The sequence below is a fragment of the Marinoscillum sp. HNIBRBA16962 genome (assembly GCF_057801515.1).
In genome coordinates this window covers 4,241,166-4,255,579 of sequence record NZ_CM173603.1, presented here as the reverse complement: position 1 = coordinate 4,255,579, position 14,414 = coordinate 4,241,166, and the positions used below count along the sequence as shown (strand labels likewise).

General features: G+C 44.0%; 12 protein-coding genes. 9 read left to right on the top strand and 3 right to left on the bottom strand.

Annotation, left to right across the window (positions count from 1 at the left end; translation table 11 throughout):
- Positions 1-3: 3 nt before the first annotated feature.
- From AC3E9V_RS17720 to AC3E9V_RS17680, 9 genes are all read left to right on the top strand, one after another.
- Positions 4-237, top strand: coding sequence for a DUF3098 domain-containing protein (locus AC3E9V_RS17720; protein WP_488749481.1), 234 nt, complete (start codon positions 4-6; stop codon positions 235-237).
- Between the two features lie 2 nt (positions 238-239).
- The gene (locus AC3E9V_RS17715) at positions 240-1,037 is read left to right on the top strand and encodes an undecaprenyl-diphosphate phosphatase (RefSeq protein ID WP_488749480.1); all 798 of its coding nucleotides are present in this window, start codon (positions 240-242) and stop codon (positions 1,035-1,037) included.
- On the top strand, positions 1,028-1,717 hold the full coding sequence (truB, locus tag AC3E9V_RS17710) for a tRNA pseudouridine(55) synthase TruB (RefSeq protein ID WP_488749479.1): 690 nt from the start codon (positions 1,028-1,030) through the stop codon (positions 1,715-1,717). Before AC3E9V_RS17715 ends, truB begins: the two co-directional genes overlap by 10 nt.
- 111 nt (positions 1,718-1,828) lie before the next feature.
- Entirely contained in the window at positions 1,829-2,764 is a 936-nt protein-coding gene (locus tag AC3E9V_RS17705; protein ID WP_488749478.1) for a bifunctional riboflavin kinase/FAD synthetase, read from the top strand.
- Positions 2,765-2,871: 107 nt separating this feature from the next.
- Positions 2,872-3,687, top strand: coding sequence for a M48 family metallopeptidase (locus tag AC3E9V_RS17700; protein WP_488749477.1), 816 nt, complete (start codon positions 2,872-2,874; stop codon positions 3,685-3,687).
- A 12-nt stretch (positions 3,688-3,699) separates the two neighbouring features.
- Entirely contained in the window at positions 3,700-4,515 is an 816-nt protein-coding gene (locus AC3E9V_RS17695; protein WP_488749476.1) for a M48 family metalloprotease, read from the top strand.
- 2 nt (positions 4,516-4,517) lie between these two features.
- Positions 4,518-4,850: a gliding motility protein GldC gene (gldC, locus tag AC3E9V_RS17690; protein WP_488749475.1), complete on the top strand. Its 333-nt coding sequence runs from the start codon at positions 4,518-4,520 to the stop codon at positions 4,848-4,850.
- A gap of 166 nt (positions 4,851-5,016) precedes the next feature.
- Complete coding sequence (locus tag AC3E9V_RS17685; RefSeq protein WP_488749474.1) at positions 5,017-7,980, top strand: TonB-dependent receptor; 2,964 nt, start codon at positions 5,017-5,019, stop codon at positions 7,978-7,980.
- An 81-nt stretch (positions 7,981-8,061) separates the two neighbouring features.
- Positions 8,062-8,892, top strand: coding sequence for an ion transporter (locus tag AC3E9V_RS17680; protein WP_488749473.1), 831 nt, complete (start codon positions 8,062-8,064; stop codon positions 8,890-8,892).
- Between the two features lie 40 nt (positions 8,893-8,932).
- Here the strand turns inward: AC3E9V_RS17680 and AC3E9V_RS17675 are convergent, their stop codons facing one another.
- The 3 genes from AC3E9V_RS17675 to AC3E9V_RS17665 all read right to left on the bottom strand — a co-directional run bounded on the left by AC3E9V_RS17675 (position 8,933) and on the right by AC3E9V_RS17665 (position 14,386).
- A complete protein-coding gene (locus AC3E9V_RS17675) occupies positions 8,933-10,036 on the bottom strand; it encodes a fasciclin domain-containing protein (protein ID WP_488749472.1) in 1,104 nt (367 codons plus the stop codon).
- 147 nt (positions 10,037-10,183) lie between these two features.
- Positions 10,184-10,672 carry a YciI family protein gene (locus AC3E9V_RS17670; protein WP_488749471.1) on the bottom strand — a complete coding sequence of 163 codons (489 nt, stop codon included), beginning with the start codon at positions 10,670-10,672 and terminating at the stop codon, positions 10,184-10,186.
- A 798-nt stretch (positions 10,673-11,470) separates the two neighbouring features.
- Positions 11,471-14,386, bottom strand: a complete 2,916-nt coding sequence (locus AC3E9V_RS17665) for a WD40/YVTN/BNR-like repeat-containing protein (RefSeq protein ID WP_488749470.1) — start codon at positions 14,384-14,386, stop codon at positions 11,471-11,473.
- Between the last annotated feature and the right edge of the window lie 28 nt (positions 14,387-14,414).

Here is a 14,414-nt window from a genome sequence, read left to right as displayed (position 1 = left end):
CACATGTCAGAACAAAGCAAATTTGCCTTTCAGAAAGCCAATTATATCATCATGATCGTAGGGGTACTTACCCTGGTCCTGGGTTTTTCCCTCATGGCTTCTGATAGTGAACCATATGGTTTCGGGTTTTTGGGTATCACCCTGGGACCGATTGTAGTGATGCTGGGCTTCCTGATCGAGTTTGTCGCGATATTCTACAAGCCAAAAAAATCTCAAAACAGCAAGGATAACAAATAAGCATGACCTGGATTGAAGCGCTATTTCTGGGTATCATCCAGGGATTGACAGAGTTTCTGCCGGTAAGCAGTAGCGGACACCTGGAGATAGGTACGGTGCTCCTTGGGGTAGAAACCGGTGATAATTTACTGTTTGCTGTCATACTTCATGCTGCCACAGCTCTCAGTACTGTTGTGGTTTTCTGGCGGGATATTGTGGAGATCATTCGCGGTTTATTTCGACTGGAATGGAATGAATCCTGGCAATTTGCTGTCAAAATCCTCATTTCTATGATCCCTGTGGGTATAGTAGGAGTTTTCTTTGAAGATCAGGTGACAGCTTTTTTTACCGGAAACCTGTTGCTTGTGGGGAGTATGCTGCTGATCACTTCGGCTTTGTTGTTTTTCACTTATTTCAAAAAAGATAACCAAAAGGAGGTTAGTCCTTTTAAGGCCTTTATCATTGGTCTTGCTCAGGCTTTTGCCATTTTGCCTGGTATATCCAGGTCAGGCGCCACTATCGCTACAGGGTTGCTGCTGGGCGTAGAAAAAAGCAAAGCAACTCGTTTCTCATTTTTAATGGTTTTAGTCCCAATTTTGGGAGCCAGCTTCCTGAAGCTAAAAGATTATCTGGAAGCTCCGGTGTCTTCTGGCGGGGTTTCAGGTTTGGTGGTTATGGTAGGATTTGTGGCTGCTTTCATTTCGGGATATGCTGCCTGCAGATGGATGATCGGGATCGTGAGAAGGGGTAAATTAACTTATTTTGCGATCTACTGTTTATTAGTAGGATCAATTGCAATTATATCTCAGCTATGGATCTGAGTATTTTTTCCGAAGGACAAATTCTGTTGATAGATAAACCCCTTACCTGGACGTCCTTTGACGTGGTGAAAAAGCTGCGTTATGTACTGAAAGTAAAAAAAATAGGTCATGCTGGCACTCTGGATCCGCTGGCCACAGGCCTCCTGCTGATAGGGACCGGCAAGTTCACAAAAAAACTCAATGAGCTGCAAGGTCTTGATAAAACCTACACCGGGATCTTTACTATTGGGAAAACCACTCCATCGTTTGATCTGGAAACGGAGTATGATGCTGAGAACTCAATCGATCACATTACAGAAGCGGCTATTCATAGTGCCACAAATGAACTAACCGGAGAGATAGAGCAGGTTCCGCCGGCTCATTCTGCGATTCGCATAAAAGGCGAACGGGCCTATGTAAAAGCACGGCAGAACCAGGAAGTGAAAATTGATCCGAGAGCAGTCACTATTCACCGCTTTGAGGTCACTTCTATCAACTTACCTGATGTGCATTTTCTGATCGAGTGCTCCAAAGGAACGTATATCCGCAGTATGGCCAGGGATTTTGGGGAGATTTTAGGAGTAGGAGCTCACCTGAAGAGCTTACGAAGAACCAGGATCGGGAACTATTCGATTGATGAAGCTGAAAATCTGGAACAATTTGTGCGAAAAATAAAAGGAGATGAAACAGGCCATGCCTGAGATCATTAAGGAGACACACAGGGCCGCCTGCCGAAGGGCAGTACGGCCCCCAGGTAGGAGGATGATTAATCTGGCTACCGGTTATCAGGCATTATTGCAAACTTTAAGCAGATGAAATTAATTGAAGATGTAAATGCATTTACACCTCCTGAGTATGCTGTGGTGACCAGCGGAACTTTTGATGGAGTGCATGTGGGCCATCAGAAGATCTTGAAAAATATAGTTTCCTACGCTCACCAGAAGCAGGGTAAGACCGTGGTAATTACATTTTGGCCACATCCCCGGTTTGTTTTGAAGAAAGGTGCTGATGAGCTGAGGTTGTTGACTACTTTCGAAGAAAAAGCGAGCCTTCTGGAAGAGATCGGCATTGATTACCTGATCAAGATCCCGTTTACCAGGGAGTTTTCAGAGCTTTCTTCTGATCAGTTTATAAGAGAGATTGTGGTTGATAAGATCCGGACAAAGAAGCTTGTTATTGGTTACGATCATCGCTTTGGCAGGAACCGTGAAGGTGGCTTTGAGTACCTTAAGGAGAACTCCGGCCGATACGGTTTTGACGTGGAGGAAATACCTCGGCAGGATATAGAACACGTGGGAGTGAGCTCTACCAAGATCAGAAAAGCCATTGCTCAGGGGAACATTCACATCGCCAATGAGTTTTTGGGGCGATACTATAGCCTTACGGGATTCGTTAAAGATGGCGACAGGATCGGCAGGAGTATAGGGTTTCCTACTGCAAATATCGATGTGCCGGAAACCTACAAGCTGATCCCGACAGACGGAGCTTATGCGGTTTTAGTAGAGTACGGTGGCCGCAAGTTACAGGGGATGTTAAACATTGGGCAGCGCCCGACCGTTTCTGGTACGGAAAGAAGAATTGAAGTGAATATCTTTAATTTTGATGAAAATATTTATAATCAACGATTGACCATCCGGTTTGTGAAGCTTTTACGTAAGGAAAGGAAGTTTGACAGCATTGATCAGCTAAAGGCTCAGTTGAATCAGGATAAACAATCAGCGTTTTCAATTTTAAATGAATCCATATGAAATGAGCATAATGCTCAACTTAGATATTGAGCCATACCAACATGGTATGATCAAAGAGTTGCGGCAAACCGCCTACGCGGCCCGGCTTATTTCGAAACTTTGAACACATGAAAGTATTAAGATTTATCAGTCAGGGAGCTATTATATTACTGTTTGCCGGGTGTGCCGCTTCCGGCCAGGTTGGTTCGATTTTCTTTTCTATTGAGGATGACAAAAAGCTGGGGAAACAGGTCAGCGAAGAAATAGCCTCAAAGCCCGGAGAGTTTCCGGTACTGTCAGCATCTCAGCATCCGAATGCTTATAAGTATCTCAATGCAATGAAGCAACAGATCCTGAATAGTGGCGCTGTGGCTTACAAGGATGATTTTGTATGGGAGCTAAAGATTATCAAAGATGATGAAACCCTCAATGCCTTTGCCACTCCGGGCGGATATATTTACGTGTACACCGGACTCATCAAATACCTCAATAACGCGGATGATCTGGCTGGTGTGATGGGACATGAGATCGCCCATGCAGACAGAAGGCATTCCATTAAACAGCTGGAAAAGCAATATGGTATTTCTATATTGCTGAGCATTGCCTTGGGTGAAAGCCCCAGCCAGCTCGCACAAATAGCAGCGCAGCTGGCAGGAACAGGCGCCGTATTGAAGTTTAGCCGTGGTGCGGAATCAGAGGCGGATGAATACTCCGTAAGATACCTTTCCAAAACTTCCTATGCTTGCAATGGTGCTGCTTCATTTTTCGAAAAACTTCTGAACGAAGGACAGGCTGGAGGAACTCCCGAGTTCCTGAGTACGCACCCCAGTCCCGGAAACCGTGTAAAAGATATCAATACATTAGCAAGCTCAATGAGCTGCTCTACCGACATGATCAACGAAACTGGTATGACTTATGCTGACTTTAAGAAAAGTCTACCTTAAAAACTAAATATTATGGTCAAAATCATAAAAGGATTTACGCTTTTAGCATCTCTTGCACTTTTTTGTGCACTTGGATCTTGTGATAAGAACAATGATGTTGTTTTTTTCTCCGTAGAGAATGATCAGCAGCTTGGAGCCCAGGTGGCTGAAGAGATCGCCAACGATTCTTCATTTACGATCCTGGATGAAGCCGAATATGCGGAGGCTTATGCTTACTTAAATGGTATGGTCGGTGCTATTCTCAACTCGGGTGAAGTCACCTATAAAGATGACTTTGTTTGGAAAGTCCACATCATAGATGATGATGTCCTGAATGCCTTTGCTACTCCGGGCGGATATATTTATGTGTACACCGGACTTATCAAATACCTCAATAATGCAGATGACCTGGCTGGTGTGATGGGGCATGAGATTGCCCATGCGGATCAGCGTCATAGCATCAAGCGTCTTCAAAGGCAATACGCATTATCTGCTTTGATCAGTATCGCGCTAGGAAAGGATCCCTCTCAATTGGAGCAGATTGCAGCGACTATAGCCGGAACCGGAGCTACTTTGGCTTTTGGTCGCGAGGCTGAGGCTGAAGCGGATGAGTATTCTGTTATTTATCTGGCAGAGACAGAATATGCCTGTGATGGGGCTGCATCGTTTTTTGAGAAACTGTTGGAAGAAGAAGGTACTGGAAACGTGCCAGAGTTTTTAAGTACCCACCCCAAGCATGAGAATCGGGTGGATGACATTAACAATAAAGCTTCTGAGCTACCCTGTGATACTTCACCTATTCAGGAAAAAGGAATGAATTACCAGGAATTTAAAGCCATATTTAATTAAGCATGAAAAAGTCGGAAATAAAGCTGGAAGTAGAACTGGACAAGGATAATATACCGGAACGTATAGTGTGGGATGCTGACGATAAGGATCAGCCGGGGCCTTCAGAAACCAAGTCCGTTAGTTTATCCATGTGGGATCACACTACCAAAAATACCTTGCGCATCGATTTATGGTCCAAAGACATGCCAGTGGACGATATGAAGCGCTTTTATATTGACTGTATTGGAGGGATGGCGCAAAGTGTCCTTAACTCTACCGGAGATGAGTATATGTCCTCAGAGCTAAATGCTGTCTGTGATCGATTGGTAGAGCACTTGAAAAAGGAAGTTGGTTAAACCGTTCTTCAAAAAAAGAATACAATGTGTGAGCCTGATAAAAATTCAGGCTTTTTTTATGTTCAAAATGGTGATTTTCTAATCATAAAGAGTTTTGGAAACTGTAAATCTTGATTTTTTTCCTGATATTAGTGTAGCAACATTATGACCAAAACACATCAGCTCTATGAATAATACAATTACGAAATCATTTCTATCCACCCTTTTCGTCTTTTGTTTAGCTACAGCCGTCTGGGGTCAGGTATCTGTTTCCGGGACAGTGACCGATGCGGATTCAGGTGAGCCTCTCATTGGGGTTAATATACTTGTGAAGGGAACAGTATTGGGAACCATTTCGGATGTAAACGGGAATTTCTCTTTGAATGTGAATTCAAAGCCGCCAATAACCCTTACTGTAAGTAGTGTGGGTTATGAGCGCCAGGAGATCAGGGTGGAGCAGGCCAATGCATCCGGGCTTGAGATAAAAATGGCCGAATCCTTTATGCTGGGTCAGGAGGTAGTGGTTTCCGCTTCCAGGGTGGAAGAAAATATTCTCCAGTCCCCCGTGAGTATAGAAAAGATGGACATTCTGTCGGTGCAAAATACTTCTTCTGATACTTATTATAAAGCCATTGCTAACCTTAAGGGAGTGGATATTGCATCCAGCAGCATCAACTTTCAGATCCTGAATGCCAGGGGTTTTGCCTCTACAGGGAATACGCGATTTGTTCAGCTGATAGATGGAATGGATACGCAGGCGCCTGCCTTAAATTTCCCGATAGGTAATCTCAATGGTCCATCAGAGCTGGATGTGGAAAGCGTAGAGCTGATCCCCGGGGCTTCTTCAGCATTATATGGTCCAAATGCCTTTAATGGTATTTTGCTGATCAATAGTAAGAATCCTTTTGATTACCAGGGGGCCAGTGCATTTGTGAAGACCGGGGTGAATCATGTGGGTAGTGGTGCGGATCAGGGAGTTTCACCAATGTACGAAGCCTCACTTCGGTATGCCAAGGCTTTCAATAACAAATTTGCCTTTAAAATACATGGTAGCTATTCGAAAGCTGATGACTGGCATGGTACTTCAACAATGGATCGAAATGCTGCTTTCAATCCCTTTTTATCTCTTGGCGCTGAAAACCCTGGAGCAGATCGGTTGCACTTTATGGGAGACGAAGCAGCTCTTAATCTTAATATACTTCGATTTAGTAGAAATACCCAGACAAGTTTAGGATGGCAAACTTTAGCAACAACGGGGCTGGGAGTTTTTGCAGGGAATGATAATATCGGTCAGACAAATGCATGGAATTATGCTCAGAATGGTTTCTTGCCAAGTCACGTTGTTTCTGCTCCAGCATATGAGGAGCAATATGTCGTAGATTATGGGGCGGAAAATAAGAAATTAAATGCTGGCCTTTATTATAGAATCAATGATCAGTTAGAGTTGAGTTATCTGTTTAACGGAGGTTGGGGAACATCCATTTATACAGGTGCGCAGCGTTATTCGTTGGCAGATTTTGGAGTTCAACAACACAGACTCCAGTTGAGGGGCGATAATTTTTACGTAAGAGCATATACCACTCGAGAAGAGTCAGGGGGCAGTTATATCGCAGAATTTCTTGCAAAACGTATTAATGATGTAAGATTTGGAGGTAATGTTAGTAATTATTTAACCGAATATCCATTATGGTTATTAAGGTATTACTATAATAATGATATAGCTCCGGGTTCAAACCCTAATGATATCCCTCTACAAACCCAACTGGAAGCTCATCAATATGCTTCATCTCAAATGGAGAGCAGGTATCCGCTATCGGCAGGTGAGAGTGATTTTGAGGAGATTAAGAGTGATGTGTTAGAGGGCGTTGTTCCAGTAGGTCCTCTGTTTGATGATCAATCAAACATGTATCATGGTGAAGTACAGTATGATTTCAAAAACGAAATAGATTTTATGGAGCTGCTGGGCGGTGCAAGCATTAGAGTGTTTGAGTTGAAATCAAATGGAACCATTTTCCCAGATACGGCCGGGGCAATTACGATCAATGAATACGGAGCCTACCTTCAGGCTGGGAAGAAGGTAACTGATAATTTGAAATTCTCCGGATCGATCCGGTTCGATAAAAATGAAAACTTTAAAGGGCAGGTTAACCCCAGAATTTCGGCTGTTTATACTGTGAACGACAATCACAACTTCAGAGCTTCTTTTCAAACAGGTTTTAGAAATCCAACAACGCAAGGGCAATATATTTCATTGGATATAATTTCTGCCAGATTACTAGGAGGGTTGCCTCAATTCTACGATTTTTATAATCTCACAAAAAGGAGTTCCACTAATGTCCCATTGGCTTTTACCGGTGGGTCTGTGAATGCATTTCGAAATGAAGTATTTAGTGGGTTGCAGCCTTTTGATCCAGCAGCTACAAGCTTGTTAGAACCATTTACCGAGTTTGAGCCGGTAAAACCTGAAAAGGTTAAGTCTATTGAATTGGGATATAAAAGTCTGATTCAGAATAAGTTACTGGTGGATGCAGTTTACTATTACAATATTTACAACGATTTTATAACCCAGATTCGTGTAGTGACAGCTGGCGAATTAACTCAGCAGGATGCTGATGACATTAACGCTTCAATTGGTTCTAATGTCTACTCAGCAGGAGATCCGGCTTTCAATTCTATTTTAAATGGGACTTCTACTAATACATTCCAGATCTATACCAATCAGGATCAGATAGTGAAGACACAGGGTGCTGCAATCGGACTCACTTACAGCCTTAGCAGGGGATTTACCATTGGCGGAAACTATAACTGGAACAGGTTTATTTCAGGATATAATGAAAATACTTTAAATGATTTTAATACTCCCGAACATAAGTTCAATGTCCAATTTGGCAACAGAAAACTTACCGATAATATAGGGTTTAATCTGACTTATCGGTGGCAGGATGCTTTTAGGTGGGAGTCCTCTTTTGCTGTAGGAGATGTGCCTGCATATAGTACACTAGATGCACAGGTTTCCTATAAACTCGATAAGTTACTTTTTAAAGTTGGAGGGTCTAATGTCCTGGGTGATTATTACATACAGAGTTTAGGAGGTCCGAATATTGGAGCTATCTACTATGTCTCGGTGACCTTTGATGAGTTGATGAATTAAAAAAATAAAACATAAAGATCAGGAGCCCGGGCAGATACTGTCCGGGCTTTTTAATGAATATCAGTTTAGCGATATTTAACTATGAAACAACCTGGATTTAAACATTTCCCGGCCCTTCGCACCAGGCTTTATGTGGTGGTCTTTGGCACCGAGACCCGGGCAGGCAGACTCTTTGACATCATTCTGCTGTGGGCCATCCTCCTGAGCATCATTGCGGTTATGCTGGAGAGTATCATTGCGGTCAAATCAACATACGGAGAAGAACTCCTCATAGCCGAGTGGACCTTCACCATCCTGTTTAGCATCGAATACCTGATAAGGATCTTTATCAGCAAACAGCCCAGGCAGTATATTTTCAGCTACCTTGGGATCATTGATTTCCTGGCCCTGGCACCTACGTACCTGAGTATTTTTATGACCGGTGGAAGTTATTTAATGGTGGTAAGGGCACTTCGGCTGCTCCGGGTACTGCGGATATTGAAGCTGACACGCTACCTGGATGAGGCCAGGGTGCTGGGGAATGCGTTGAGAGGGAGTCTGCGAAAGATCCTGATCTTTATCGGGGCGGTATCTACCCTGGTGATGATCACGGGCACCCTGATGTACCTGATCGAGGGCGGAGAAAATGGTTTCACAAGTATCCCCAAGAGTATTTACTGGGCGGTAGTGACCGTTACTACGGTAGGGTATGGCGATATAGCTCCCCAAACCATTTTGGGACAGTCCTTCGCTACCGTATTGATGCTTACAGGTTATGCCATCATAGCTGTTCCTACTGGGATTATGACCTCAGAACTTTCCAGAATGGATAAAACAGAAAAAGAGAAAAACAGGAAGCCATGCAGCCGGTGTACCACCTACAATGAAGGTGACGCAAACTATTGTCAGAAGTGTGGAGAGCGGTACCAATAAAAAACCCGGACAATGCCGGGTTTTAAATATAAGTTTCAATTTATTGTCCACTTATAGGGGGAGTAACATGAAGCGTCCCATTTAAGGCGGCATCCAGGGTAATAGATGAATCCGGATCTTCAGGATCTGGAACGGTTGCCTGGTATACATCAGTTGCAAAAATTGGCAAATACGTATCAGAATTTTGCGGATCATAAGCTAAAACCCAACCAGTAGGTGTAGTTTCTGAAACAGGTACTTCCAGTATCGTAAGTGAAAGTTCAGAAAGCATTGTTACTGTAGCACCTGCAGAAAGATCACCTGCCTTTAGTTCGCCCGAACTAATGTGGTTTAGAAGGAATCCTCTTGCAACGGCCGGTGAAGAAGTTAATTGAGTAATTGTCGCTTCTTTAGTTTCCCCAAGAACTGCTGTTAAAACATCGTTAGTTGGAATAAAGCAAGTATACTTATTTTCTTTATCGGCAAGAATTCCTCCTATTGATGTTTCTCCATCAGGTACATCAGAATCAGCTACTCCAATAATTCCGGCAACATCAGTAAAAGCAGCTCCCAGTAAAACTGGCTGTGCAAGGGTTCCGAGATTCAAACCAATACTTTGTAAAATAGGATCCGGAACAAGAATAGTTTCTACTTTATGTACCACACCGTTGGTAGCCCTAACATCAGCCTCTAAGATTTCTGACCCATCTGAATCTGTTCCAGCATCGGCAATATTACCATTCTGTCCAATGGAAACAGTGTTTCCCTCTAAGGTTGTTTTAGATGAACCTGGAGTAAGCTCTTCACTTAGTACAGTCCCGGATATAAAATGGAAACGCAATACTCTGGCTATTATTGAAGGGGCGATATCATCTAATGTTTCTACGCCAAGATTAGCTCTAAGTCGATCAAAAGCTGAGTTAGCAGGAGCAAAGAGGGTATATTCAGCTGATCCTTCTATGTAAGCTTTCAGTTCAGCATCAGCGTTTAGGAAAGTAGTAAGTTCACTTAACTCGCTATCGGCTGCTATTATTTCTGCGATTGTTTGTGTTGGATCCGGTTCTCCATCATCATCATCTCCACAGCTCGTTATAAATACAAGTCCGAAAACCACTGTAAACAATGCCAGGGCTTTTAATGGGTTAATTAAGTTTTTCTTCATCATCTTCATTTTTTAATTAGTATAGAAAGTTAATTCCAATCTTTAATAATTGTGACCATTAAAGTTAGAAAAAAAATATTATGCAAGCATACTATTTTTTAAAACTATGTTTGCGGATATAAGACTGAATTGAGAGTGAAAGGGTTGTAATCAAATCCCCTCTTCCGAAATTTTCGAATGCAGCTCATTGATTTTCATCAATGCTGCACTGCCGTACCAGGGGTGTAGCTCCATGGTCAGTCTACCTGCCTGAACAGCCGGGTCTGTATTGGTGAGCTCTTCCGCTTCTTCTATGGTCTCTACTGCAAAAACGTATATTCCCCTTACAGGCCCATCATCCAGAAATGGACCGGCAAGCACCAATTTGCCTTCTTCGGCCATCCTGGTAATGTTGTCCAGGTGAGCCCTCTGAATCCTCGCTGCTTCTGTAGAGTCCTGGTCCCGGTTGGGTCCTGCCTTCAAATAGGCCAGTACATATTGTCTCATCCCGTAGGCGTCCGCACCGGTTTCAGCCGCTAAGAGTGAGTCAAAGGCTGGCTCAGGCTTTGGTTGGGAGCTTTTGGCGGTATCTTCCGACGGAGAAGGTGTACAGGCAGAGACCCATAAAGCGATCATAATCGTTTTAAAGAGCGTTTTCATATTATAAAGAGGTTAATTGCGGATTGACTATATTTTATTTATCATCGAACAAAAGGAAATGGGACCAGGATAATCGAATTCTTAGTCGTTGAACGGTTCGCCATCGTCTAATGAATAAACGTTTTCTTCCGGGTTGTTTAAAAAATCAAAAGCAGGGTTTTTCGAAATGGATTTCATCCAAATTTCTTCTTCATCATTGTTTTCGTATTTATTTCTATTGCTTTCATCTGATTGTAGCTTAATGAACTATAGGATAAATATAAACATACGAAAACGAAAAATCGTTGTAACAACCTTAACTGATCAGGATACAAGGAGTTATTGAAGCAAAGTACTTAGTCCTAACCTTGTCAAGTTGCGATTAAGCAGTAGGGAGTATTAGCGCAAACCTGCAATCTGTGTGAAACAGTAACCAGTGATCGGTGATCAGTGTGTGATCTGTAATCTGTAATCAGTGGTCAGTGTGTAAGCGGTGATCCCAACCCACCACAACTCGCAACCTAACCCGCAACCCACAACCAATCCCCCTAATGGTATTAAGTTAAGGCTTATTGCTCCGAAAAGATCAGTCATTCCAGTGATTCCATCCGGGATTCCATCCGGATAGGGTCTATCAATTATTGAAACGAAAATGCTCAAATTACCAAAGACTCCATTCTGGAGTGACCTTAACTTAATAACATTGTAATCCCCCCAGGGGGATAGATGTTCTCACATGAACCTCACAACCCGCAACCATTAAAACCCGCAACCCGCAAACAGTTTTACACCCCACAACCTCGCAACTCGCAACCTTGCTCACTCAGATCCCTTCCTTTTAGGGCTTTCTCTTGGCTTAGTAATTGTAAGGGTCGCTGTAGATTCCACTCCACTCTGATTAACGGTGATAGTGTAATCTCCGGCTGCCAGGTAGAATAACCCGTTTTCTTTTTCTTCGATTTGATCGTCCTCGTCAAGCTCCAGTATTCCATTCAACTGGTCCGCCTTTGATCTGTCAAACGTGTAATCATACTCGATGTAGTTGAGTCCGGCATCAAGCTTTGCCTCAAAGGAGGTTAGCAGGAGGTCATCTTTATGAATGCTGACAGAAGCATTGCCACCTGATTTTGCGTATACTTCAAAGGTAGTTTCCGGCTCATTAAAGCCAGCCCAGTACCATCCGCCACGATTGCCCCATCGGTCAGAATACCGGGTTTCTTCAGGCTGGAACAGCTTCAGGTTATCCGTTAACCCAGGAAGCTGCTGGATAGTAGAAACATCAGCGATGTAAATAGACCGTCCATGTGTTCCCATAACCAGGTCTTTATCTCGTGGATGGATTACCAGGTCATGCACAGCCACTGCAGGCAGTCCACCCTGAAATGCCATGAAAGTGATACCTCTATCCAGCGAAACGTATGCGCCATGATCTGTGCCTACGTATAGGATGTTTTCATTTTCGGGGTCTTCTTTGATCACATTGACCGGCTCTTTCGGGAGATCAGCGCCTATTTTTCGCCAGGAGTTTCCATAATCCTCCGAGACATAGATCATCGCTTCAAAGTTGTCCCAGCGATACCCATTGAGGCTGAGATACACCCGGCCCACTTTATGATTGGAGGCCTGTACCTGGCTGACCCAGAAATTTTGCGGAAGCCTATCAGAAACCCTGGTCCATGTCATGCCGGCATCTTTTGAAACGTGAACCAATCCGTCATCACTCCCCACGTAGATCAGTCCGAATTGCTTTGGTGATTCGCTGATGGTGGTTAGTGTTCCGTAGCTTACGTCTCCTTTTATGCCTCCGTTGGTCAGGTCCCCTGAGAGCGTCTCGAAGTTTTCACCCTGATCCATGGACCGGTGAAATTTGTTGCTTCCAAAATAGACAATGTCCTGGTTGTGAGCAGACAGCGTGATCGGTGATTCCCAGTTCCAGCGAAGGGGAGTATCTCCCAGCTCATGTTTTGGAGTAATGTAGCTGCGGGCGCCATTGGTCGTGTTGATCCTGAAATAATTCCCAAACTGATAGCCTGTATAAACCAGTTCATTGGTTCGGGTATCGATGGCCACTTGCATGCCGTCACCACCCAGGAGCCTTTCGTACGGATATTTGCCTTCCTCATACCAGCTGTACCTGTACTCATAATCACTGGGGCCTTTCCAGACGCCATTGTCCTGAAGCCCACCGTAAACGTTGTATGGCTCAGCCATGTCCACATTGACAGAATAAAACTGCCCTACGGAGGTCGAGTTGCATTTTACCCAGGTCTCTCCATAATCGTATGAAATGTTTACACCACCATCATTCCCGTCTATCAGGTGTCCTGACCGGTTTGGGTTCACCCACAGGGCGTGATGATCAGCATGCACATTCTCCATTTTGGTAGCTTCCCAGGTTTTACCACCATCCATTGACTTGATTAGCGGAACGCCCATGGTATAAAGGATATCCGGATTTTGGCCATCCACCCGGATCTGACCAAAGTAGTACCCATACGAGTAGACAAGCGATTCGATGTAGTCTTCATGTGTTTTCGTCCAGGTCAGTCCGCCATCGTCTGAACGATAAACTTCAGCGCCTTTTACGGGGGTGTCAAAAAGCATGGAGTTGGCGTCTTCCAGGTATGTGACAAGGTCTATGGGTTTTACGGTTCCTTTTTCTACGTCCGCTTTGATATCCACAGCATTGTATTTGGATGGAAATCCCTCGCGATCCAGAAAGTCATTGATATTGTTGTTGGCGAGGGCAAGGAATGCATCGCGTGTGGTATTTCTAAGTAACTCCCTGGTTACGGCATAGGATTCTTCCTCTTCTTTATCTCTTCTGTCCTGGTTATCCAAAACGGCGTAAACTATAGAAGGGTCTGAGGGTGCAAAGGCCAGACCTATACGACCCATGCCATTAGTGTCGGGGAAACCATTTTCCCCTTTAGATATATTTTGCCAGGTTTCTCCGCCATCTGTGGACTTAAATAGCCCTGACCCTTCACCGGCTTCTACAAAATTCCAGGCTTTGCGATCTTTTTCCCATGCGGCTGTCAGCAATTCAGTGGGGTTTTCCGGGTTGATGGCCAGCTCTACAAACCCGCTTTTGCTGTCTACATAGAGTGTTTTTTGCCAGGTTTTACCTCCGTCTGTGGTTTTGTAAATCCCTCGTTCCTGATTTTCAGAGTATAGGTGGCCTAGTGATGCGACCCAAATGGTATTTTTATCCTCAGGGTGCAGGATCACCCGGCCAATGTGATGGCTTTCTTCCAGTCCCAGATGCGTCCAGCTTTTACCATTATCGGCAGATTTAAACAAACCGTATCCGGAGTAGGACGACCGGCTGGAATTGTTCTCACCGGTTCCGATGTAGATGGTATTGGTATCCCAGTCCACAGCGATATCACCTATGGTCATGACGATTTCATTATCAAATAGTGGTGTGAAAGAAGCTCCTTCATTTTTTGTTTCCCAAAGTCCTCCGGAGGCATAGGCTACATAAAAATGGGTGGGGTCGTCAGGGTCCACGGCAAAGTCTACCACCCGGCCACTCATGATCGTAGGACCTGCATTTCTGAAGGGCACATTTTTGACGAGTGAATTTTCTATCAGTTTCAGGCGTTGCTGATAACCTTCCCATCGTTCTTCGGCAGGGGTGTAGTCCGGATTTCCACTCTTTTTTCTTTTTTGTGCCTGAGCGGATGAGACAGATAACGTGATAATAAGCAGAAGTAGAGAAAATGTTCGCATGGGTATGTTTTTTGACTTGTTGTAATTA

Excerpts from the sequence above, each read along its gene's own strand:
- AC3E9V_RS17720 (WP_488749481.1), top strand. The coding sequence starts at position 4 with ATGTCAGAACAAAGCAAATTTGCCTTTCAGAAAGCCAATTATATCATC.
- AC3E9V_RS17715 (WP_488749480.1), top strand. The coding sequence starts at position 240 with ATGACCTGGATTGAAGCGCTATTTCTGGGTATCATCCAGGGATTGACA.
- truB (WP_488749479.1), top strand. The coding sequence starts at position 1,028 with ATGGATCTGAGTATTTTTTCCGAAGGACAAATTCTGTTGATAGATAAA.
- AC3E9V_RS17705 (WP_488749478.1), top strand. The coding sequence starts at position 1,829 with ATGAAATTAATTGAAGATGTAAATGCATTTACACCTCCTGAGTATGCT.
- AC3E9V_RS17700 (WP_488749477.1), top strand. The coding sequence starts at position 2,872 with ATGAAAGTATTAAGATTTATCAGTCAGGGAGCTATTATATTACTGTTT.
- AC3E9V_RS17695 (WP_488749476.1), top strand. The coding sequence starts at position 3,700 with ATGGTCAAAATCATAAAAGGATTTACGCTTTTAGCATCTCTTGCACTT.
- gldC (WP_488749475.1), top strand. The coding sequence starts at position 4,518 with ATGAAAAAGTCGGAAATAAAGCTGGAAGTAGAACTGGACAAGGATAAT.
- AC3E9V_RS17685 (WP_488749474.1), top strand. The coding sequence starts at position 5,017 with ATGAATAATACAATTACGAAATCATTTCTATCCACCCTTTTCGTCTTT.
- AC3E9V_RS17680 (WP_488749473.1), top strand. The coding sequence starts at position 8,062 with ATGAAACAACCTGGATTTAAACATTTCCCGGCCCTTCGCACCAGGCTT.
- AC3E9V_RS17675 (WP_488749472.1), bottom strand. The coding sequence starts at position 10,036 with ATGATGAAGAAAAACTTAATTAACCCATTAAAAGCCCTGGCATTGTTT.
- AC3E9V_RS17670 (WP_488749471.1), bottom strand. The coding sequence starts at position 10,672 with ATGAAAACGCTCTTTAAAACGATTATGATCGCTTTATGGGTCTCTGCC.
- AC3E9V_RS17665 (WP_488749470.1), bottom strand. The coding sequence starts at position 14,386 with ATGCGAACATTTTCTCTACTTCTGCTTATTATCACGTTATCTGTCTCA.